A 20,696-nucleotide genomic window follows, 5' to 3' on the forward strand; every position below is an offset into this window, starting at 1 on the left:
GGCTCGCAACGGCCGTCCATGAGAGTACCACGTCCGCGCCGGCCGCGCCAGTTTCGGCTGGCCGACTCCGCACAGCAGATCGTCGGCGGCTTCCTGCTCGCCGGCCCGTTCGTCGTGACGGAGGAGGTCTGGACCCTCGCGGAGAGCATGAGTCTCCTCCAAGCAGTGTTGACGATGGGTGTCGTCTCCGCGATCGGCTACGGCGCCCTCTACACGGCCGACACGACCCGCGATCCGGACGCCGAACAGGAGGTCGCCGGCGTGCCGGTCCGCTTTATCTCGCTGCTCTGTGTCTCCGTCGGCTCGGTACTCATCCTCGCACTCCTGTTCGACGCGCCGGCGACGTTCCTCGAGGGCGAAACGGATGCCGGGAAGGTCGAGATCACGCTCAAGGCCGTCAGCGTCGGCTCGGTGTTCAGCATCGTCGGCGCGGCGACGGCCGACAGCGTCTTTTCGAAGTAGCGGGCGCGTCTCCGCATCGATTCGCGTCGGCGGATACCGACCGCTCGCGGATCAGCGACTGAAAAAAGTTCGTTCGAACCTCGTTTCGAGACGCGACCGCCGCCGCGTCGCTCAGTTGCCCCTCTCCACGGGTCGCTTGCGCTCCCCGTTTCGTTACGAGACCTCCTTCGCGTGCTCAGTCGCCCTCGCCCTTTTCGATGGGCGCGTTGACCAGGTTGCCCCACTCGGTCCACGAGCCGTCGTAGTTGACGGTGTCGTCGTAGCCGAGCAGTTCGTGCAGGGCGAACCAGGCGACGGAGGAGCGCTCGCCGATGCGGCAGTAGGCGACGGTCGTCTCGTCGCCGTCGATGTCTTCGTCGGCGTAGAGTTCCTCGAGTTCCTCGCGGGTCTTGAAGGTGCCGTCGTCGTTGGTGACGGCGGCCCACGAGATGTTCTTCGCGCCGGGGATGTGGCCGCCCCGCTGGGCGGTCTCCTGGAGTCCCGGGGGCGCGAGGACCTCGCCGGAGTACTCCTCGGGCGAGCGGACGTCGACGAGCGGAACGCCGCGCTCGATCGCGTTCTCGACGTCCTCGCGGTAGGCGCGGATGCTCTCGCGCGGGCCGGCCGCGTCGTACTCGGTCTCGGAGAAGTTCGGCTCCTCGTCCGTGGTCGGGTAGTCGTTCTCGAGCCAGTACTCGCGGCCGCCGTCGAGCAGCTTCGCGTCGTCGTGGCCGTAGTACTTGAACTGCCAGTAGGCGTAGGCGGCGAACCAGTTGGAGTTGTCGCCGTAGAGGACGACCGTGTCGTCCTCGCTGATGCCGTGACTGCCCAGCAGGTCCTCGAAGTCCTCCTTCTCGAGGATGTCTCGCTGGGTCTGGTCCTGAAGCTGGGTTTCCCAGTTGAACCCGATCGCGCCGGGTGCGTGTTCCTCCTCGTAGGCTTCCGTGTCGACGTCGACCTCGACCAGTCGGAGGTCGGAGTCGTCGCTCTGGAAGTCGTCGAGGCGCTCCTCGACCCAATCGGCCGTGACGAGTACGTCGTTGGCGTAGTCGCTTGCCATAGCTGTCCCTTCGGCGGCGACACACAAAGGGACTACTTAACCGGTCAATTCGGACACCGATCGATCCTGTCGGAAATACTTGCCACTACTTCGGGCCGCCGCGAGGTTTGTCTCCACTGACAGCCGGTGAAAGAAGCAGAATTCCCGCATTTCCCACGAATGAGCCAGCTCAACGATACCTTTCGTCGACTGACACCAGCAATAGTTGCCACTGTCCCGGAACTCGGTCTGATGGGTCCAAACCGGTGCGTTCTCGGGGCTCCGCTCGTATAGACCGACCAATGAACGATTCGGTCGTCGTCACGCCCGACTGGCTCGCGGCCCACCGCGAGGACGAACAGGTGCGCATCGTCGACGTCAGGGACGCCTGGGAGTACGACGGCATCGGCCACATTCCCGGCGCCGTCAGCATTCCGTTCGACAGCTACCGAGACGAGAGCGACGTCGACCGCGGGACGCTCCCCGGCGCCGACGCCTTCGCCGACCTGTGCTCCGAGGCCGGCATCTCGCCCGACGATACGATCGTCGCCTACGACGACACCCACGGCGTCTTCGCCGCCCGCTTCGTGCTCACGGCCCTCGAGTACGGCCACGCCGACGTGCGCCTGCTCGACGGCGACTACAGCGCCTGGAACCGCGAGTACGAGACCACGAGCGACGCCCCCGAGGTCGAACCGACCGACTACGAGCCCGACCCGCTCTCGCGCGAAGAGAGCCCGCTGGTCGGCTACGACGCCGTCGCCGAGGCCCTCGAGCGCGGCGCGCTGTTCGTCGACACGCGCGAACAACACGAGTTCGAGGAATCCCGTCTCCCCGGCGCGGTCCGGTTCGACTGGCGCGAGGTCGTCGACGACGAGACGCGCCGGTTGAAGCCGCCGGCCGAACTCGAGGCCCTGCTCGAGTCGTACGGAATCACGCCGGACCGCGAGATCGTCCTCTACTGTAACACGGCGCGGCGGATCAGCCACACCTACGTCGTGCTCCGGGCGCTGGGCTACGAGGACGTCGCCTTCTACGAGGGGAGTCTGACGGAGTGGCTGGCCAACGACGGAACGGTCGAGACCGGGCCGGCGACCGAGGACGACTGAGCGCTGCCGCCGATCGGTGTTCGATCGGACTACCGACGACCGACGCGCGGCGGTCTTCCTCGAGACGCCTGTAGTTCCAGCCCCTTCGATGACCGTTTCGATGGTCCGAGGGGTGTCGATGAGTACGTGACGGATACCCGCGAATCGTCGGTATCGATCCTCCGTCTGCGCTCTCATTTGCTAGCTATTACCACTCACAGTGTTGCGATCGGTTCGTGCGGACCGACGAACCCGCTCTACCGTTCGACTCCTGTTTCGGCTTGAATAGGTACGACCCAGTTACCGGGCAGAAATCACTGCATTACAAGGGTGACAGTTACCGCCCGGTAGCCTATGTGCGGTATTGTCGGTGCCTACGGTTGGACTAACGACGAGACCCTCTCGTCGATGCTCGATCGGATCGAACACCGTGGTCCGGACGAAGAAGGATCGTATCTCGACCGTGACGCCGGGCTCATGATGGGCGCCCGGCGGCTGGCTATCGTCGACCTCGAGGGCGGCTCCCAGCCGAAGTGGAACGAGGACGAGACGGTGGGCGTGGTCTTCAACGGCGAGATCTACAACCACGCGGAGCTTCGCGAGTCGCTGTCCCGGCAGGGACACCGGTTCGAGAGCGAGTGCGACACCGAAGTGCTGGTCCACCTCTGGGAGGAGTACGGCGAGGCGATGGTCTCCCACCTCGAGGGCATGTTCGCCTTCTCCATCTGGGACCGCGAGGCCGACGCCGTCTTCCTCGCCCGCGACCGGTTCGGGATCAAACCGCTGTACATCGGCGAGACCGACCAGGGGTACGTCTGGGGGAGCGAACTCCCCGCGCTGCTGATCGGCGGCGTCGACCGGACGATCGATCCCGCGGCCGTCTACAACCACTTCTCGCTCGAGTACACGCCGGCCCCCCAGACCCTGCTGGAGTCCGTCCAGAAGGTCGAGCCCGGTCAGGCGGTGCGGATCGACGCCGACGGCGTCGAGAAACACCAGTACTGGAACCTGCTGGACCTCGATACCGGGAGCCAGACCGCGACGATGGCCGGTGCGGCCGACCGTCTGCGCACCATCCTCGAGCGATCCGTCGAGAAGCGCCTCATGGCGGACGTTCCGGTCGGCGCGTTCCTCTCCGGCGGACTGGACTCCTCCGCGGTCGTCGGCATCGCGTCGCAACTGAAGGACGACCCGCTCAAGACCTACTCCGTCTCCTTCGAGAACGAGATGCTCGACGAGAGCGAGGAGGCCCGCCTCGTCGCGGACCACTTCGGCACCGACCACACCGAGGTCCCAATCGACCTCTCGTCGATGAACCTGTTCGGCGAGATGATCCAGCACCTCGGCGAACCGACGGGCCACCTCCAGATGCTCCCGATGTACGCCCTCTCCGAGCGGGCCAGTCAGGACGTCAAGGTCGCGCTGGCCGGCGAGGGCGCCGACGAACTGTTCGCGGGCTACCCGTGGTACCAGCACGTTCCCCAGCACAAGCGGAAGGTCGACTTCATGCCGGAGTTCACCCACGACGTCGCCGGCGCCGTCGCGCAGGTGGCGCCGGTCGGCAACAAGCACCTCCGGTACTACTCGGGGCTGAAGAACAACGAGGAGATGCTGCTCAACCACGTCTGTGGCTTCACCACGTTCCGACCCGAACCCGACGAGTTCCTCCGGACCGGGGAGACCGCCACGACCTCCGGCCTGCGCTCGGACGTCAGCGAGGTCATCGACAACGTCGAGGACCCGTCCCTCGAGCAGCACATGTCGACCTACGAGACGCGCTACACCATGCCGGACTACCACCTCTACAAGGCCGACCACATGAGCATGGCCCAGTCGCTGGAACTCCGGGTCCCGTTCCTCTCGACCGAGATGGTCGAGTTCGCCCACTCGCTGCCGGCCGAACTCAAGGTCAACGACGACGACGTCAAACGGGTGCTCAAGACCGCCGTCAGCGACCTTCTCCCCGATCCGATCCTCGAGCGAAAGAAGATGGGGATGCGCCCGCCCGTCGAGGACTGGTTCGAGGAGGAACACGCGTCGATCGAGACCTGGTTCACCCGGGAGAAACTCCGGCGGACGCCGTACGTCGACGCCGACAGGGCCACCGAACTCCGGGAGGCCCACCGTCGCGGCGAGCAGTCCGTCGGCCGAACCCTCTGGATGATCCTCACCTACGTCGCGTGGTACCACTCCTTCGTCGACGAAGAGAACGCCGTCGTCTGATTGCGATTCGGAACTGCGTCGCCCTCGATAGACGGACTCCGCGTCCCCGATCGGCGGTCGAGAGCGATCACGATTCCCGAGCCGTCGCCGTCGGTAGCGTGAACCGGAACGTCGCCCCCTCGTCGGGATCCGAGTCGACCCGGATCTCGCCGCCGTGGCGCTCGACGATGCGTCGACAGAGTGCCAGACCGATCCCCGTCCCGTCGTGTTCTTCGTGGCTGTGCAACCGCTGAAACACCTCGAAGATCCGCTCCTGATCGTCGGGATCGATGCCGATGCCGTCGTCGCTGACCGCAATCTCACACTCGTCGCCGCGATGGTCGGCACTGACGCGAATCCGTGGCGAACCGTCGCTGTACTCGATGGCGTTCGAGACGAGGTTCTGGAACACCTGCCGCAACTGGTCGGGATCTCCCTCGACACGGGGTAGCGACTCGCTCGAGAGGGTCGCGTCGGTCTCCTCGAACCTGAGTTTCAGATCGCTGTGCACGTCCTCGAGGACGGCGTCGAGGGTGACCGGTTCGAAGGAATTCCCTCGCGTTTCGACGCGAGAGTACGCGAGCAGCCCGTCGATCATGTCGTGCATGCGTTCGGCGCCGTCGACGGCGTAATCGATGAACTCCTCGGCATCGTCGTCGAGTTCGTCACCGTATCGTCGATCGAGCAGCGACAGGTAGTTCGTGACCATCCGCAGCGGCTCCTGGAGGTCGTGGCTGGCGGTGGAGGCGAACTGTTCGAGGCGCTCGTTCGATTCCTCGAGTTTTCGCTCGTACCGGCGGCGCTCGAGTTCGGCGCTCACCCAGTTGCCGAGCAGTTCGACGAAGGTGACCTCCCAGTCGGAGAACTCCTCGGTTCTGGCGTCCAGATCGTAGAAGCAGAAGGTCCCGTAGACCTCGTCGTCGACGGTGACCGGCGTCCCGAGATAACAGGAGATCCCCCACTCGGCGTTGCCCGCGCGATCGGCCAGGTCCGGCGCGTCTTCGTCGACGTCCTCGAGGACGAGCGTTCGCTCGGTACTGACGACTCGTTCGCAGTTGGTCGCCTCGAGCGGGGCGGTGTCCCCCGCCTCGAGATCGGCGTTCGGCGGTGCGTCGACGGCCTCGAAGATGTATTCGTTGGCGTCCTCGTGGACGCACGACAGCGCCGCGTACTCCGTGCCGATCGTGCGTCGAACGACGCCCAGCAACGCCTCGAGCTGGTCATCGAACGGTCGATCCGGGTCCGCGATGACCTCGTAGGCGTCCCGGAGCGCGCGTTCGCGCTCCCGGGTCCCGTTCTCTCGGCCGTTTCGGTCGCTCACCTCGCGCACGCAGACCGTGACCCCCGTCTCCGAGGGGTGCACGCGCCCTTCGAGCCTCGCGCCGATGGGCTGGGAGAACGCGTCGAACGAGACCGGGTTCCGGGTCTCGAACGCGCGCTCGAACGCTCGCCGGCACGACTCGAACGCGTCGTCGTCCCAGACGACCGTCCCGAGCAGTTCGCTTTCGGACCGCTCGAGCAGTCGCTCGGCTCGGTCGTTCAGAAAGGTGAACCGCCACTCCTCGTCGAGTGCGAACACGGCGTCGGCGATCCGCTCGTAGACGACGGACGCGTCGTCGTCGTGCGGTTCGGGCGGTTCTGATCGGTCTCCCATCTACGCCTAGTGACGCGACTGTCCCGTATAAGCTATCCGCCGCTCACGTCCCGCCAGTCCGGTGCCGTCGAGTACTCGCTCGCGGACAGCTCGTCGAACGCCGCGTCGATCACCTCCGACAGCGCCGGGTGGACGTGGACGGGGTCGGCGACGTCCTCGACGGTCCCCTCCCCGCTCTTCATCGCGACGACGACCTCCTGAATCAGCGTCGAGGCCTGCGGACCGGCGACGTGACAGCCCAGAATCTCGCCGTCGGGCGCCGCGAGGACCTTCACGAGTCCGTCGCCGGCGTCCATAATCATCCCCAGCGGCGCGACGTCGAAGGGGACCGTCGCCGACTCGTACTCTCGCCCTGCGTCCTCGAGTTCGCCCTCCGTCCGCCCGACGCTGGCGGCTTGCGGCTCGGTGAAGATGGCGTGGGGCATCGCACTGTAATCGACTTCCCGGCCGGCGTCGTCCAGGACGTTCGCGCAGACGATTTCCGCCTCGTAGTCCGCCGCGTGCTTGAACGGCTGCTCGCCGACGACGTCGCCGAGCGCCCAGATTCCGTCGCAGGTCGTCTCGAGCCGGTCGTCGACCACGACGTGCTCGCCGTCGTCGGTCTCGACGCCGGTCGCCTCGAGGTTCAGCGTATCCGTGTTCGGCCGCCGCCCCGTCGCGAGCAGCAGTTCCTCGGCCTCGAGGTCGACGGCGTCGGTATCGTCGTCGCTCGGCTCGGCGGTGACGACTACCGCCGAACCCGTCTCTTCGACCGCAGCGGCCTCGTACCCAGTGTAAACATCGAAGTATTCCTCGAGCGACTCCGTCACGACCTCGCTGATCGCGTCGTCCTCCCGGGACACGAGTTGCTCGCTGCGGCCGACGATCGAGACGTCGGTTCCCATCGCGGCGAAGAAGTAGCCCAGTTCGGCGCCGATGTAGCCCCCGCCGACAATCACGAGGGAGTCGGGTCGCTCGTCCAGAAAGAGCGCGTCGTCGCTGGTGAGGAAGTCGACGTCCTCGAGGCCGTCGATCGGCGGGACCATCGGTCGACCCCCGACCGCGAGGACGACGCTGTCGCCCCGCAGGCGCTCGGTGCCGCCGTCGTTCAGGTCGACCTCGAGCGTCCGCTCGTCGACGAACCGGCCCTCGCCGCGGTAGAGCGCGACGTCGTCTGATTCCTCGAGGCTCGCCGCCTGTCGCTCCGCCTTCCCGTAGACCGTCTCGTGGATCGCCGACGTGATCTCCCCGTAGTCGACGCCCTCGAGCGCGGCCTCGACGCCGAACGCCTCGGCGTGGCGAACCGTCTCGACGACGTCGGCGCGGTGGATGAGCGCCTTCGAGGGGATACAGCCCCGCGTGATGCAGGCGCCGCCGAGGGGGCCGCGTTCGATCACGGCCGCCTCGAGGCCGTCGTCGGCCGCCGCGGTGGCGGCCTGACTCCCGGAGCCGCCGCCGATCACGACCAGATCGTACTCGTCCATGCCCGATGCGACTACGGGAAGGCGCGTAAAACTCGAGCCTGCGAGTCGAATTCGTTCGGGTGGATCGAACCCGTTTGGGAGGGACGACTCTCGAGCTACGTGTCGGCTTCGTCTCGCCGCTGGACGGCGTCGTCGGCCTCGCCGTCACGCACGGTCCAGTGCAGCCCGATGCCGACGGTGTCGTCGACGAAGGGGATCGCGGACGCGTCGCGGTCGGCGTCGACTCGGTCCGGCGGCGGGAGGCGCACTGACTCGCCGTCGACGACGATTCGGACGTCGGTCGCGGTCGGAAGCCGCTCCTGGAGATCGTCGATCGCGTCGACGGGGTCGACACTGAATTCGGCGCTGCCGCCTCCGCTCGGTCGGGGAGCGTCGGCGGTGTCGCCGTCCGCGGGGACGCCGCCGATCACGGGTTCGATGGAGACGTCCTCGCTGCGATTCGAGAGCACGGCGTTGACGGCCGCGCCGACGAGGACCACGAGGCCGCTGACGTAGAGCCAGGTCATCAACACGATAACGCCCGATAGCAGGCCGTTCTCGGCGTTCGTGGAGCCGTACTCCACGTAGAGTCGAAACAGCGATTCGGCGGTCACGAGACCGACGGCGGTGACGGCGACGCCGGGCAGCACCTCCCTGACGGTGATGTCCGGCACGTCGGGGAAGCGGTAATACAGCGGGACGAGCGCGACGCCGGTCGCGAGGACGAGCAGAAGCCGCTGGGCGAGCCAGCCCGCGATGCCGCCGACCGCGCCAATCCCGCTGGAGGTCGACTCGACGGCGACGACGACGCCGACGACCGTCGCCATCGAGACCAGCACGACGATTCCGTCCCGGAGCTGATCGACGAACGTGTTCTCCGCCTGCGACTCGTAGACGTCGGAGAACGCCATGTCGAGGCTCCGGAAAATACGCAGTGCTCCCCAGAGGAGGGCGGCGAGACCGACGAGCGAGGCGCCGGCCGACGTCGTCCGGAGTTCCGCGACGAGCACGTCCGCCGCCCCGGGCGTCAGCGCCGCACGGGTGATCGACAGCAGCCCCTCCTCGAGGCCTTCGTTGCCGACGCTGCCGATGATCGCGAGCAGGAGTAACAGGAGCGGGAGCAGGGAGAGGAAGGCGTTGTACGCGATGCTACCGGCCATGAACGTCACGCGCTCGGTCCGCAGTTCGTGGACGATGGCTCGCAGTACGGTTTCGACGCGGTCCCGCCGAGCGTTCATGCTCGCCGGAAGGATTTCGGCTCACATAACCGCTGCGTCAGACCGCAGTCGGCCTCGCGACCGAGTAGCGGGTCGCGAGCGGGCTGACTACAGCCAGTCGTCGCCCGGATCGTCGTCCGTCGCCTCCCGGTAGGATCGGACCGCCTCCGCGAGGTTCCGCAGCGCCTCCGCGGGCGTCTGCCCCTGGCTCGAGACGCCCGTAATCTCGTCGTCGGCGATGTGGAGACCGTGGTCGTTTTCGCGCATGGTGACGTCCGCGTCCTCGAGCGCCTCGTACTCGCCGGGGTCGGCGCTCGCGTCGTCCTCGGAACTCATACTCGGAAGTAGTTCGGGTCGGCTGAAATACTCACCGACGACAGGTGACGAGCGCGGACGGCTGTTACGCGAAAAGGGGTACAGTATCGCGGTTCGTCCTCGCACACAGCATCACGGTTCGTTGTACGTAGATATTCATCCGATAGACGTGCTCACGACCGTACTGACTGCCGTCGAAGAACGAATCGAACGGTGGTGGGACGCGGCGTCCTCCCGATAGCGACCGGTCGCGGGTCGATCCTGTCGGCGTAGAAAAAACCTTTAACGCCGTCGCCCCGTAGACCGAGCAAATGGTACTCGACGATCTCGGGAGTTCTCTGCGGGGCACCCTCGACAAACTCCGCGGGAAGTCGCGACTCAGCGAGGAGGACATCGAGGAGATCGTCAAGGAGATCCAGCGCTCCTTGCTCTCCGCCGACGTCGACGTCTCGCTCGTGATGGAGCTGTCGGACAACATCAAAGAGCGAGCCCTCGAGGAAGAGCCTCCGGCCGGCACCCCGGCGCGGGACTTCGTCCTCCGCATCGTCTACGAAGAACTGGTCGATCTCATCGGCGACTCGACGGAGTTGCCCCTCGAGGAGCAGACCATCCTGCTGGCGGGGCTGCAGGGCTCGGGGAAGACGACCTCCGCCGCGAAGATGGCCTGGTGGTTCTCGACGAAGGGGCTGCGACCCGCCGTGATCCAGACTGACACGTTCCGGCCCGGTGCCTACGAGCAGGCCCAGGAGATGGCCGGCCGCGCAGAGGTCGACTACTACGGGAATCCGGACGCCGAGGATCCAGTCGAGATCGCCCGGAAGGGCCTCGAGGAGACCAGCGAGGCCGACGTCCACATCGTGGACACGGCGGGTCGCCACGCGCTCGAGGACGACCTGATCGACGAGATCGAGCAGATCGAGGGCGTCGTCGAACCCGACACCTCCCTGCTCGTGCTGGACGCGGCGATCGGCCAGGGCGCCAAGGACCAGGCCCAGCAGTTCGACGAGTCCATCGGGATCGAGGGCGTCGTCATCACGAAACTCGACGGGACCGCGAAGGGTGGCGGTGCGCTGACGGCGGTCGACCAGACCGACTCCTCGATCGCCTTCCTCGGGACCGGCGAGGAAGTGCAGGACATCGAGCGCTTCGAGCCCGACGGCTTCATCTCGCGGCTGCTCGGCATGGGCGACCTCGGCCAGCTCGCCGAGCGCGTCGAGCGCGCCATGGAGCAGACCGAGATGGAGGAAGACGACTGGGACCCCGAGGACATGCTGCAGGGGTCGTTCACCCTCAACGACATGCAAAAGCAGATGGAGGCGATGAACAACATGGGGCCCCTCGACCAGGTGATGGACATGATCCCCGGCTTCGGCGGCGGGATCAAGGACCAGTTGCCCGACGACGCGATGGACGTCACCCAGGAGCGGATGCACACCTTCAGCGTCATCATGGACTCGATGACCGACGCCGAGAAGGAGTACCCGAAGGCCATCGGCGCCAGCCAGATCGAACGCATCGCCCGCGGGTCGGGCACCAGCGAGGACGAGGTCCGGGAACTGCTCCAGCAGTTCAAGATGATGGAACGCACCATCAAGCAGTTCCAGGGCATGGGCTCGGACAAGGAGATGCAGCGCATGATGAAACAGATGCAACAGCAGGGCGGCGGCGGTGGCGGCGGCATGGGCGGCATGGGTCCGTTCGGCTGATCGTCCCGTTCGGTCACTCACTCGAACTGACCGCCGTCTCGCCACGTTTCCTCCCCGGTCCTCAGCATACCCGTTTTCCTTCTGACTGGATCGCCCTCGTGTTATCTGCCACTACGTTCATGATGCTCTAGGCGTATCCTCGAGTATCTATGAATCGTCGGCAGTATCTCGTTCGTACCGGCGCGGGCGCCGTCACGCTGACCGCGCTCGCCGGTTGTCTCGACCGCTCCGAGGACGCCTCGAGTCAGCCCGTTTCCGATCGAACCGGCGAGCGCGCACTCGACCGCGCCGTCGGCACCCTGAACCTCGCCGCGGTCGCGCTCGCCGTCGACGAGGACGCCCTCGAAGACGTCGAGCGCGACGCGTTCGATTCGGGGGAACCCACCGAACTGATCGACGACGCCCGGGATCACCTCGAGACCGCGGCGACCGAACTGCCGTCGGATCGCGACGCCGACGTCGAGACGCTGAACACGTACGCCGACGTCCTCGAGCAACTGATCGCGGTCACCGCGGTCGTCACCGACGAGGCGCTCGCGGACGCGGTCGACGACGTCGTCGCGGCGATCGACGGCGAGGGTGACCGCGAGGCGGCGGCCGCGACGCTCGACGAGCAGACGACGGAGATCGACGCGGCCCGAACGACGTACGACGAGGCGCTCGCGGACGTTCGGTCGTTCGGCGATCGGTTCGAGGAGTTGACTAGCCTCGAGCCAGCACAACTGGAGGAGGGAGTCGCCCCGCTCGGCGACGCGGTGGCGTCGCTCGCGACGATCGGCGACGGGCTCGAGTCGATGCTGGACGGCACCGGCTCCCTCGAACGCGGGCGGGACCACTTCGAGAACGGAGCGTACGACCGCGCACGGAAGGCGTTCGCCGCCGCCGAAACGGCCTTCGAGTCGGCGAGGACGGCGTTCGACGCTGACAATCCGCCGGCCGGCTTCGCCGACCGCGTCGGGACGGCGCACTGTCAGGCCACCCGACTGGGCGAGGCCGCGGGCGACTTCCGCGCGGCCGCGAGCGCGGCGGCCGACGGCGACCGGATCACCGCCCGAGAGAAGCGAAACGACGGCGAAGACGCGCTCGAGGCGGCCGGCCGCTGTGCGTAGTCGGTTACTACCACGATAGCGCATCAGACATCGATCAACGGTCGCGTCGGGCCGTCAGTCGACGGTCGCCGCGTCCGCCTCGAGGGCCGCCTCCGACGGCAGGTCGTCGATCAGGACGACCGCGTCGCCCTCGAGGACGGTCGCCCCGTCGCCGTCGGTGACGGTCGTCTCGATCCGGTACTTCGACCGGCCCAGGTCGTCGACGACCTCGCAGACGGCGGTCACCCGCTCTTCGAGCGGGATCGGCGCGAGAAAGCTGCTCTCCTGAGAGATGTAGATCGTCAGCCCGGGCAAGCGGGCGAGCGCGGCGCTGATCAGGCCGTTCGCGAGCACGCCGTGGACGATCCGCTCGCCGAAGCGGGTCTCGGCGGCGTAGCCGGCGTCGAGGTGCAGGCGATTCGTGTCGCCGGTGACCTCGGCGAACGCCTCGACGTCGTCCTCGGAGATCGACTTCGAGAAGCGAGCGACGTCGCCGACGTCGACGGTGGTCTCGTCCTCGCCGCGGTACTCGAACTCCCAGTCGTCGCGTTCGTAGAGGGTGTCGGTCCGGACCTGCCGTCTCGGGTGCCCGGCCTCGAGTCCGCCCGTCCGGTGGGCCAGGTGCGGGACGTAGTAGGTGAGTTCCGTCGTCGTGAGGATGCCGACGAGGCGGCCCGGGTCGTCGTCGCCGGCGTCGCCGTCGCGTTCCACGACCGGGAGGTGCTCGATTCCCATCTTCCGGAGAACGGAGACGGCGTCGAGGATCGACGTCTCGGGGGTGATCGTCTCGAGCGGGGACGACATCACGTCGTTCAGCGTGGCGGCACCGAGGTCGGTGCGGTGACAGAGTTCGGTGGCGAAGTCGCCCTCCGTCACGATGCCGACCGGCGCGCCGTCGCGGACGACGACGACCGAACTGACACCTTCGTCGCGCAGCAGCGTCGCGGCGCGGGTCGCGGTGGCGTCAGGCGGGGCGGTGACGACGTCGGTGACCATGATCTCGGCGGCGGTGATCGTGTCGTGCATTCGTCGGGTGTATGTGGTCGACACCCATCATAGGGGCGGGCAGTTTCGAGGTTCGAATCCGTCTCTCGGTCATCGTGCAGACCGGACCCGGTGTGCGGTGGCGCGCGCAGGCGGTCGGCCGAGCGCCAGCGAGGCAGACTGACGAATTCGTGCGAGGGATGAGCGAGTGAGCTTGCGAACGAGCGAATCGGCTGGGGAGGGTGTGGGAATCCCCGTTGCCAGAACGAGTAGATCGGTTATTTCCCGTTTTCGCTCGAGCTCACCGTTACGTAACTGGATCTGAGTAGATGTGAAGAAAACTGTCCTGCTATCCTGGCAACAGGGAATCGCCTCGCCCTCCCCACCCGATTCGCTCACTGCGTCTGCTCACGGGCGCGAAGCGCCCGTTCGCATGGTATGCGGGACCACCGGTCCCGCACTATTCGCTCATCCAAAGGAAGACGCGAAGCGTCTTCCAGGCCGTCACTCGCTACGCTCGCGACGACCTCGCGCGATATCGTGTCGCGGTTCGTTCGCCACTCACCGCGACACAGCGCGCGCCACCGCACCGGATCCTCGGTCCGGAGTGCGCTTTCGTGGCCCGTACTGTGTACTGCGCGTCCAGACGAGCGAAGGCGAACTCGAGTGCGAGCGGAAAACCGACTCAGGCGTCGACCGGCCGGCCGTCTTCCGTCGGCGGCGCGATGTGGTCGACGTACTCCTCGAGGCTGGGCTCCTCGACCCGGACCCGAACGGCGATTTCGCCGAGTTCGTCGGGTTTGCCCACCGAAAAGTTCACGTAATCCTCGAAGGCCGCCTGCTTCTTCAGCGCGAAGGAGAAGGTGTCGCCCTCGCGATTCGCGAAGAACTCGCCGCGCGCGGTGTCGAGGATCTCCTGTCGGTGGAGCAGGTCGGAGAAGTGGTCCATCGCGTGGGCCTCGGCCCTGACCTCGCCGAACTCCTCCTCGAGGTCGGCGTTGGGGAAGATGTTGGCGACGGCGTCGACCACCCGACTCGTGACTTCGGTGTCGTAGACCGGCGCCGTGATCTCGACGTCGACGCGGTAGATGTCGGTCATGGGTCCGTGTTCGAGACGGAGTCTGGAGTCGGTTCCGGTTCCGATTTCGAGTCGCCGTCGCGGTGGGTCGCCGCGTCGCCGCCCTCGCGGATGATCGCCTCGATGCGATCGTGAAAGGCCTCGAGCGAGTCAGTGTTCTCGACGACGACGTCCGCGCGGTCCATCGCGTCGTCCATCCCGAACCCGCGCTCGCGCTCGTCGCGGGCGGCAAGCCCCTCGCCGCCGTCGTCCTCGCCGGCGTCCCGGCCGCGGTCGTCGATGCGCTCGGCCCGCATCTCGAAGGGAGCCTCGATGCTGACCAGCGTGAACGCCGCGCCGAAGCGCTCCTCGAAGACGTCGACCTCGGTCCCCGAGCGGAGGCCGTCCACGAGGACGGTGTCGTGGTCCTCGAGGCGGTCCTCGATCATCGGCAGCGAGCGCTCGGCGATGGCCGTCGGCCCGTTCTCGTCGCGCAGGGCCTGGGCGACCTTGCCGTGATCCTTCGTCGGGTCGAGGCCGCGGTCGGCCGTCTCCTGGCGGACGACGTCGCCCATCGTCACCACCGGGATGCCGTGCTCGCGCGCGACGGTCGCCGCCTCGCCCTTGCCGCTGCCTGGCAGTCCCACCGTTCCGATGACGTGCATCGGGGAAACGTATCGGCGAGACGTGCATAAGCGCTGTGTTCGGCGCTCACCGCGGTTCCGTTCCGCCGGTCGGCCGGTGAGCAGAACGGAAATCCACACCGCTTATGCCGGTCGGTCGTGGATTCGTACTCGAGGGCGCGTAGCTCAGTCCGGATAGAGCGTCGGACTTCTAATCCGACGGTCGTGGGTTCGAATCCCATCGCGCCCGTGCAGCGAGGAACGAAGTGACGAGCGAACCGGCACGTGGGATTCGAAATAGACCGAGGTTCTGCGCGGAGCGCAGGTTCTCGGGTGTGGTTCGAATCCCATCGCGCCCACTAACTGCTCGTACTCGAGAACCAGATCCTCGCCGTCAATTCGAGGACCTCGCCAGCGTTGCTCCCATCTGGCCACTCGTGGACACGATTCCAATATCATTTGTCTGTGGCACAGTTCACATCTGACTTCCTGCTCCGATAAACTAATGCGTGTTGACACCCAACCAATCCTGTCGGCAGAGCCGGCAACGGCATCACATTGGGGATAGGGGGGAACACAACGATCATCGCCACGCGCGACGATCACCATCCCCGCTGCCGACACGCGTACACCCTTTGAGGGACTGCACGCCGCGTCGAGTGCCCCGACTTCGTCGGTCAGGACGACGGAACTCGGTCACTCGAGGCCAGCGCACAGGACAATTCAGGCCCGTGATACAACCCCGGCGAGTGCTACCTCCAGGTATGGACGATACGGCCGTCGAGACCACTCGCTACAGCGACGTCGTCGCCGGCGTCGACTCGTTCGCCGACCACGCTCGGCGCCGCGCCGAGACCGAGCGCGAGGCCGTCGAGTGGGCCGTCGACGAACTCGAGTCCCTGATCGACGAGCGGGACGTCGACCTCGAGCCGCTGCTCGAGTACGCGCGGCGGAGCCGAGAGAGCCTGCCCGAGCGCCACTTGCGGGCCTACGAGGCGATGGCGGGGGTGTTCGACGTCGACCCCGAGGTCTACGAGGCGTACGTCTTCGCCTACGCGGAGCTCTGCGAGGCGCTGGCGCCGGGGGAGGGCCGCTCCGAGAAGAACCCGATGGGAGCGGGCAGGGGATGTACGAACGCGCTCGTCGCGCCGCCCCGAGTCGAGTCCGACGGCGGGATCGACACCGGAGCCGACGATTCCGGCACCGCCGGCCCGCTGGTGCTCAAGAACCGGGACATCGCGGGTCGGGGCACGCGCCCGAAGTCGGTCGTCGAGCAGCCGCCGATCGACGGCTATCACGGCATTCTGACGATCGACACCTGCGGAACGATTTCGATGTTCAAGGGGGTCAACGATCAGGGGCTCGTCGCCGCGAACACCTACATCGACTGCGAGGGCGAGGGCGAGGACGTCACCCCCGAAACCCAGCTCCGGAACGGGACCGTCATCCGGATGATCCTGGAGGAGTGCGCCACGATCGAGGAGGCCCGGGCACTGCTCGAGTCCCGGCCGACGCGCCAGTTGATGGGCCAGACGCTGTTTCTGGCCGACGACACCGACGCCGTCTTGCTCGAGGTCGATCCCGCGAACGAACGGATCGCGGTCCAGGACGACGCCGTGGTCACGCGGACGAACCACTTCGTCTGCTCGGCGTCGACCGAGGCCGAGAGTTCGACGAAGCGCCGGCGGCGGGCCCTGGAGTTGCTCGAGGGCGACGCGCAGCTCGATCGCGACGACCTCTGGACGATCGCACAGGATCACGCGAACGGGCCGGGGGACGACTCGATCTGTCGCCACCCCGAACCGGAAACCGACGAACCCCACGCGTTCGGGCAGCTGACGACCGCGAGCACGGCCATCTTCGAGGGCGGGTCGCCGGCGATCGAGGTCGGCATGGGTAACCCCTGTGAGACCGAGCGCACCCGCTGTGCGTTCGGCGACGAGGTGCCGGCTAATCTTCGAACCGGTCAGCGGTGGCTCGATCGACTGCACTGATTCGTGAAGTGGTTGTAGGTTTCCGTCGGTGGTCGATCAGTTACAGTGTGAATGGAACGAGGCTTTGATTAGCCAGAAGGTGAAGAGTAGTGTTCTGCTATCGTGGCAACAGGGAATCGCCACGCCCTCCCCAGCCGATTCGCTCACTGCGTTCGCTCATCCCTCGCACGAATTCGTGGCACAGTTCACTATCGTTCACTGCGCCACAGCGTGCGCCACCGCCTGCCGGATGGACGGACTGGCGGATTCCGCTCTCGATCTGAACGCATCAGGTAGAAATACCGCCTCGAGTAGCAATACGAGGTCGATGCGCCGTCAGGCCCGAACGCGGCGCTGCTCGAGGTCGGCCTCGAGCCGCGTGGCGGCCTCGAGACGCAGTTTCTTCGCGCGGCGTTTCGAGAGCCGCGAGTCGGGCAGGCGGTTCGCGAGCGGGTCGTACGCCGACGGCGTGAACCCGAGATTTCGGAGGTAGTTCCGGACGCGCGGGGTCTCAACCCCGTCGTGGATCGCGGCGTCGGTGGCCGCTTCGACGGTGTCGAACGCGGGCAGCGTCATCGCACCGTCGGGGCCGCCGGCAGCCGATTGCGAGTCGCCGATCGCGGTCCCGCGGGCGTCGGCCCGGGTAACGATCGATCTGACGTCCTCCGCGAGGCGCAGTACCTGACTCGGCAGGGCCGTGTCGGGCGAGCGCCACTCGACCGTCGGCATCGCCTGCCGCAGTCGAACCGGCGTCCAGACCGCGTCGTAGGGGGAGAACTCCTCGTCGAACGCGTCCGGGTCGACGCCGCGCTCGAGCGCGCGCTCGCGGAACCCGTCGTAGGCGTCCTCGAGCCGTCGCTCCCACTCGTCGACGCTGTCGACGTAGGGCCAGAGCTGGCCCTGTTCGGGACAGGTCTCGTAACACGAGCGCCGGTAGAGGAACGGGCGAGCGCACTCAAGAATGCGCTCCCCGCGGTAGTGCGAAGAACTGTTCACGAGCGCGAAGGCGGGGTCGAGGGCCGTCAGCGCGCTCAACTGGTCGGCGACGTTCGACTGCTCGAAGTGCAGGTGCGTCCCCGCACAGACCCGCGCGTCGTGGAACGCCGGTCCGACGGTCCGGCGCTGGAGGTCGGTCCCCTCCTTCTCGCGGTAGGGAATCTCCGTGGGGCTGGCGTGCAGCGGCGTCGCCAGCGGGACGAGTCGCCTGTCCCGCTCGCGGGCCGCGTCGACCACCTGACCGACGAGAGCGCGGAACTCCTCGCGGAGTTCGGCCGTCGACGAACAGGGCGTCGTCTTGATCTCGAGCATCGGCTCGACGAACTCGGGGTCGATCTGGTCCGAGAGATCGAGCAGTGGTCCGGGCGGGACCAGGTCGCCGTCGTCGTCGACGACCCAGTACTCCACCTCGAGGCTGGTTTTCATGGATGTCTCCGTTGGGGATGGGGTGCTGTGTTGGCCCTCGAGCAAGCCGTCACCGGGCCACGTTTGTCGAACTGTGTCCGGCAGCGGATCGGATTCCGGTGCCGTCGTCCAGTTTTCTGTGTTGTGGATCCGAACGTAGGAGGAGTTACCCTGAAGCGGTTGAGCCTGCATGCGCAGGCGAGAGATCGGCAGTATCAGGCCGTGTACTCGCTCGAATCCGACTATACGCTCGACCGGTAGTTCCGCCGAACCGATAGCTTCCGCGAGCGTCGGAAGCCACGGGCCGTTCCGGGCCGGTAACACGGATGTTACGTGGTTGATCCAGTGTCTCTGCTGGGTTCATACGGCTGCGGTAACATTGTGTAACTACACGTGAGCAACGATACGACTGCGGACGACAACGGAGAAACTGCGTCGGTGATCGTCGTCGGCGGCGGTGCCGCCGGTCTGAGCGCCGCGCTGTTTACCGCGAAGAACGGCCTCGAGACGACGGTGTTCGACACCGACGAGACGTGGATGCACAAGGCCCACCTGTTCAACTACCTCGGCATCGGCTCCGTCGGCGGCAGCGAGTTCATGGCGACGGCCCGCCAGCAGGTCGACGACTTCGGCGCCGACCGCCGACAGGGCGAGGAAGTGACCGCGGTCGGCGAGTCCGGCGACGGCTTCGTCGTCGAGACCAGCGTTGCGTCGGAGACGCAACGAGCAGACGGCGATAGCGCGGAGCGAAGCTCCGCGGACCGTTCGAGCGGGCGACGCCCGCGAGAAGAAGCCGTCGACGAGGACGGGAGCTACGAGGCCGACTTCGTCGTCCTCGCGACGGGCGCGAACCGCGACCTCGCCGAGGATCTCGGCGTCGCGTTCACCGACGAGGGCACCGTCGACGTCGGCGTCGAGATGGAGACCAGCCTCGAGGGCGCGTACGCGACGGGCGCGATGGTCCGCGCCGAGGAGTGGCAGGCCGCGATCGCCGTCGGCGACGGCGCCGCCGCAGCACTCAACATCCTCTCGAGCGTAAAGGGTGAACACTTCCACGACTTCGACGTCCCGACCGACGCCGAGCGCGTCTTCGGGGAACACGTCGCGGAGTAACCCACCATGTCAGACGACTCACAGCGCCCGGTCACGCCGGAACTGCCCGACAGCCCGGTCCACACGACGGGAACCGACCACATCACTATCTGGGGGAGCAACGAGGCCGACACGGTCGAGTTCTACCAGGACGTGCTCGGCATGCCGCTCGTGCTCCGCCAGCCGAACCTCGACGACCCCTCCCAGACCCACCTGTTCTTCGACACCGGGGACGGTCGCATCCTCACCTTCTTCGTCAGCGACGACCGCCCTTCCGCCCGCGGCCAGCGCGCCGGCGTCGGCGCCGTCCACCACCTCTGCTTTAGCGTCGATCCCGACGAGTACGAGGAGACGATGCAGGCGCTCGAGGACGCCGGCCACGGCTACAACGTCTTCGACCGGGGGATCTTCCACTCGATCTACACCCGCGACAACAACGGTCTCGTGATCGAACTCTCGACGGACAAGTACGAGATTCCCGACGACCGCCGCGGCGAGGTGCTCGCCAAGGCCCAGGAACTCCGCGAAGACGACGGCGCCGACTACGCCAAGGACGAACACCTCCGCGGGGCGATCGAGGCGCTGGGGCTCGAGGTCGTCGAGCACGACCTGCCGGAGGCCAGCGCGGGCACGGGTGGCCTCTGATGAGCGCCGGCGACGACGCGGACGGCCCCCATCAGGGACAACCCCTCGTGACGGGCGGCACCGACCTCGCGGACGCCGACGCCGCGGTCGTGCTGACCCACGGCCGCGGCGCGACCGCTCAGGGAATGGTCCAGATGGCGAACGAAATCCATCGGGAGGGCGTCGCCTTCCTCGCGCCGCAGGCGGCCCGGAAGACGTGGTACCCGAACTCCTTCCTCGAGCCCGTCGAGCGCAACGAGCCCGGCCGAACCTCGGGCCTGCAGGCGATCGGCGACGCGATCGGCGAGGCCAACGACGCCGGGGTTCCGACCGAGCGCATCATGCTGATGGGCTTCTCGCAGGGGGCCTGTCTCGCCAGCGAGTTCGTCGCGCGCAACCCGCGACGGTACGGCGGTCTCGCCGCCCTCAGCGGCGGCCTCATCGGCGAGGCCGTCGATCCCGACGACTACCTCGAGGGCGACGCAGATCTCGAGGACACCCCCGTCTTCCTCGGCTGCAGCGACGTCGACCCCCACATCCCCGAGGAGCGCGTCCACGAGACGGCCGACGTGCTCGAGGCGATGAACGCCGACGTCACGAAGCGCCTCTACGAGGGGATGGGCCACGGCGTCAACGAGGACGAACTCGAGTTCGTCGCCGGGATGGTCGCCGACCTCGTCGCCGACTGACCTCTCGAGTCGACGGCGGCCTGAAGAGACTGCTATTTATACTGCGCGACCACGTAGTTCC

The 20,696-nt window shown here is 66.9% G+C and carries 18 protein-coding genes and 1 tRNA gene; 10 read left to right on the forward strand and 9 right to left on the reverse strand.

Going from position 1 to position 20,696, the window contains the following annotated elements; all coding sequences use genetic code 11:
* The first annotated feature begins 18 nt into the window (after window positions 1-18).
* Window positions 19-462 carry a DUF2391 domain-containing protein gene (locus J0X25_RS26565; protein WP_207290550.1) on the forward strand — a complete coding sequence of 148 codons (444 nt, stop codon included), beginning with the start codon at window positions 19-21 and terminating at the stop codon, window positions 460-462.
* A gap of 175 nt (window positions 463-637) precedes the next feature.
* On the opposite strand, the gene J0X25_RS26570 is transcribed toward J0X25_RS26565, so the two are convergent.
* Window positions 638-1,501, reverse strand: coding sequence for a sulfurtransferase (locus tag J0X25_RS26570; protein ID WP_207290551.1), 864 nt, complete (start codon window positions 1,499-1,501; stop codon window positions 638-640).
* A 281-nt stretch (window positions 1,502-1,782) separates the two neighbouring features.
* Between J0X25_RS26570 and J0X25_RS26575 the strand changes: the two genes are divergently transcribed.
* Together J0X25_RS26575 and asnB are read left to right on the forward strand one after the other, a co-directional pair.
* The gene (locus J0X25_RS26575) at window positions 1,783-2,589 is read left to right on the forward strand and encodes a sulfurtransferase (protein WP_207290552.1); all 807 of its coding nucleotides are present in this window, start codon (window positions 1,783-1,785) and stop codon (window positions 2,587-2,589) included.
* Between the two features lie 333 nt (window positions 2,590-2,922).
* A complete protein-coding gene (gene asnB / locus J0X25_RS26580) occupies window positions 2,923-4,791 on the forward strand; it encodes an asparagine synthase (glutamine-hydrolyzing) (protein ID WP_207290553.1) in 1,869 nt (622 codons plus the stop codon).
* Window positions 4,792-4,858: 67 nt separating this feature from the next.
* Here the strand turns inward: asnB and J0X25_RS26585 are convergent, their stop codons facing one another.
* The 4 genes from J0X25_RS26585 to J0X25_RS26600 all read right to left on the reverse strand — a co-directional run bounded on the left by J0X25_RS26585 (window position 4,859) and on the right by J0X25_RS26600 (window position 9,419).
* Entirely contained in the window at window positions 4,859-6,424 is a 1,566-nt protein-coding gene (locus J0X25_RS26585) for a sensor histidine kinase (protein ID WP_207290554.1), read from the reverse strand.
* A gap of 32 nt (window positions 6,425-6,456) precedes the next feature.
* The gene (locus tag J0X25_RS26590) at window positions 6,457-7,887 is read right to left on the reverse strand and encodes a dihydrolipoyl dehydrogenase (protein WP_207290555.1); all 1,431 of its coding nucleotides are present in this window, start codon (window positions 7,885-7,887) and stop codon (window positions 6,457-6,459) included.
* A gap of 95 nt (window positions 7,888-7,982) precedes the next feature.
* Window positions 7,983-9,104, reverse strand: a complete 1,122-nt coding sequence (locus tag J0X25_RS26595; RefSeq protein WP_207290556.1) for a YihY/virulence factor BrkB family protein — start codon at window positions 9,102-9,104, stop codon at window positions 7,983-7,985.
* Between the two features lie 87 nt (window positions 9,105-9,191).
* Complete coding sequence (locus J0X25_RS26600; RefSeq protein ID WP_207290557.1) at window positions 9,192-9,419, reverse strand: type II toxin-antitoxin system HicB family antitoxin; 228 nt, start codon at window positions 9,417-9,419, stop codon at window positions 9,192-9,194.
* A gap of 290 nt (window positions 9,420-9,709) precedes the next feature.
* Between J0X25_RS26600 and J0X25_RS26605 the strand changes: the two genes are divergently transcribed.
* Complete coding sequence (locus J0X25_RS26605; protein WP_207290558.1) at window positions 9,710-11,104, forward strand: signal recognition particle protein Srp54; 1,395 nt, start codon at window positions 9,710-9,712, stop codon at window positions 11,102-11,104.
* 149 nt (window positions 11,105-11,253) lie between these two features.
* Entirely contained in the window at window positions 11,254-12,213 is a 960-nt protein-coding gene (locus J0X25_RS26610; RefSeq protein ID WP_207290559.1) for a hypothetical protein, read from the forward strand.
* A 54-nt stretch (window positions 12,214-12,267) separates the two neighbouring features.
* On the opposite strand, the gene J0X25_RS26615 is transcribed toward J0X25_RS26610, so the two are convergent.
* The 3 genes from J0X25_RS26615 to J0X25_RS26625 all read right to left on the reverse strand — a co-directional run bounded on the left by J0X25_RS26615 (window position 12,268) and on the right by J0X25_RS26625 (window position 14,898).
* Window positions 12,268-13,218 (reverse strand): CBS domain-containing protein, encoded by a 951-nt coding sequence (locus tag J0X25_RS26615; RefSeq protein WP_207290560.1) that lies wholly within the window; start codon window positions 13,216-13,218, stop codon window positions 12,268-12,270.
* 643 nt (window positions 13,219-13,861) lie between these two features.
* The gene (locus J0X25_RS26620; protein ID WP_207290561.1) at window positions 13,862-14,275 is read right to left on the reverse strand and encodes an RNA-binding domain-containing protein; all 414 of its coding nucleotides are present in this window, start codon (window positions 14,273-14,275) and stop codon (window positions 13,862-13,864) included.
* Window positions 14,272-14,898: an AAA family ATPase gene (locus tag J0X25_RS26625; protein WP_207290562.1), complete on the reverse strand. Its 627-nt coding sequence runs from the start codon at window positions 14,896-14,898 to the stop codon at window positions 14,272-14,274. The genes J0X25_RS26620 and J0X25_RS26625 overlap by 4 nt, the downstream gene beginning before the upstream one ends.
* Before the next feature lie 133 nt (window positions 14,899-15,031).
* Here J0X25_RS26625 and J0X25_RS26630 point away from each other — a divergent pair.
* A tRNA-Arg gene (locus tag J0X25_RS26630) sits at window positions 15,032-15,106 on the forward strand.
* Between the two features lie 514 nt (window positions 15,107-15,620).
* Window positions 15,621-16,850 carry a C45 family autoproteolytic acyltransferase/hydrolase gene (locus tag J0X25_RS26635; RefSeq protein WP_207290563.1) on the forward strand — a complete coding sequence of 410 codons (1,230 nt, stop codon included), beginning with the start codon at window positions 15,621-15,623 and terminating at the stop codon, window positions 16,848-16,850.
* Between the two features lie 315 nt (window positions 16,851-17,165).
* Here J0X25_RS26635 and J0X25_RS26640 read toward each other — a convergent pair whose 3' ends face one another.
* On the reverse strand, window positions 17,166-18,251 hold the full coding sequence (locus J0X25_RS26640) for a glutamate-cysteine ligase family protein (RefSeq protein ID WP_207290564.1): 1,086 nt from the start codon (window positions 18,249-18,251) through the stop codon (window positions 17,166-17,168).
* A 372-nt stretch (window positions 18,252-18,623) separates the two neighbouring features.
* Between J0X25_RS26640 and J0X25_RS26645 the strand changes: the two genes are divergently transcribed.
* From J0X25_RS26645 to J0X25_RS26655, 3 genes are read left to right on the forward strand one after another with little or no spacing between them, the layout of a single operon-like run.
* Entirely contained in the window at window positions 18,624-19,343 is a 720-nt protein-coding gene (locus tag J0X25_RS26645) for an FAD-dependent oxidoreductase (protein WP_207290565.1), read from the forward strand.
* 6 nt (window positions 19,344-19,349) lie between these two features.
* A complete protein-coding gene (locus J0X25_RS26650; protein WP_207290566.1) occupies window positions 19,350-19,967 on the forward strand; it encodes a VOC family protein in 618 nt (205 codons plus the stop codon).
* Window positions 19,967-20,635: an alpha/beta hydrolase gene (locus J0X25_RS26655; RefSeq protein ID WP_207290567.1), complete on the forward strand. Its 669-nt coding sequence runs from the start codon at window positions 19,967-19,969 to the stop codon at window positions 20,633-20,635. Before J0X25_RS26650 ends, J0X25_RS26655 begins: the two co-directional genes overlap by 1 nt.
* Window positions 20,636-20,696: the final 61 nt, after the last annotated feature.

This window comes from Haloterrigena alkaliphila (genome assembly GCF_017352155.2).
Lineage (GTDB): Archaea > Halobacteriota > Halobacteria > Halobacteriales > Natrialbaceae > Haloterrigena > Haloterrigena alkaliphila.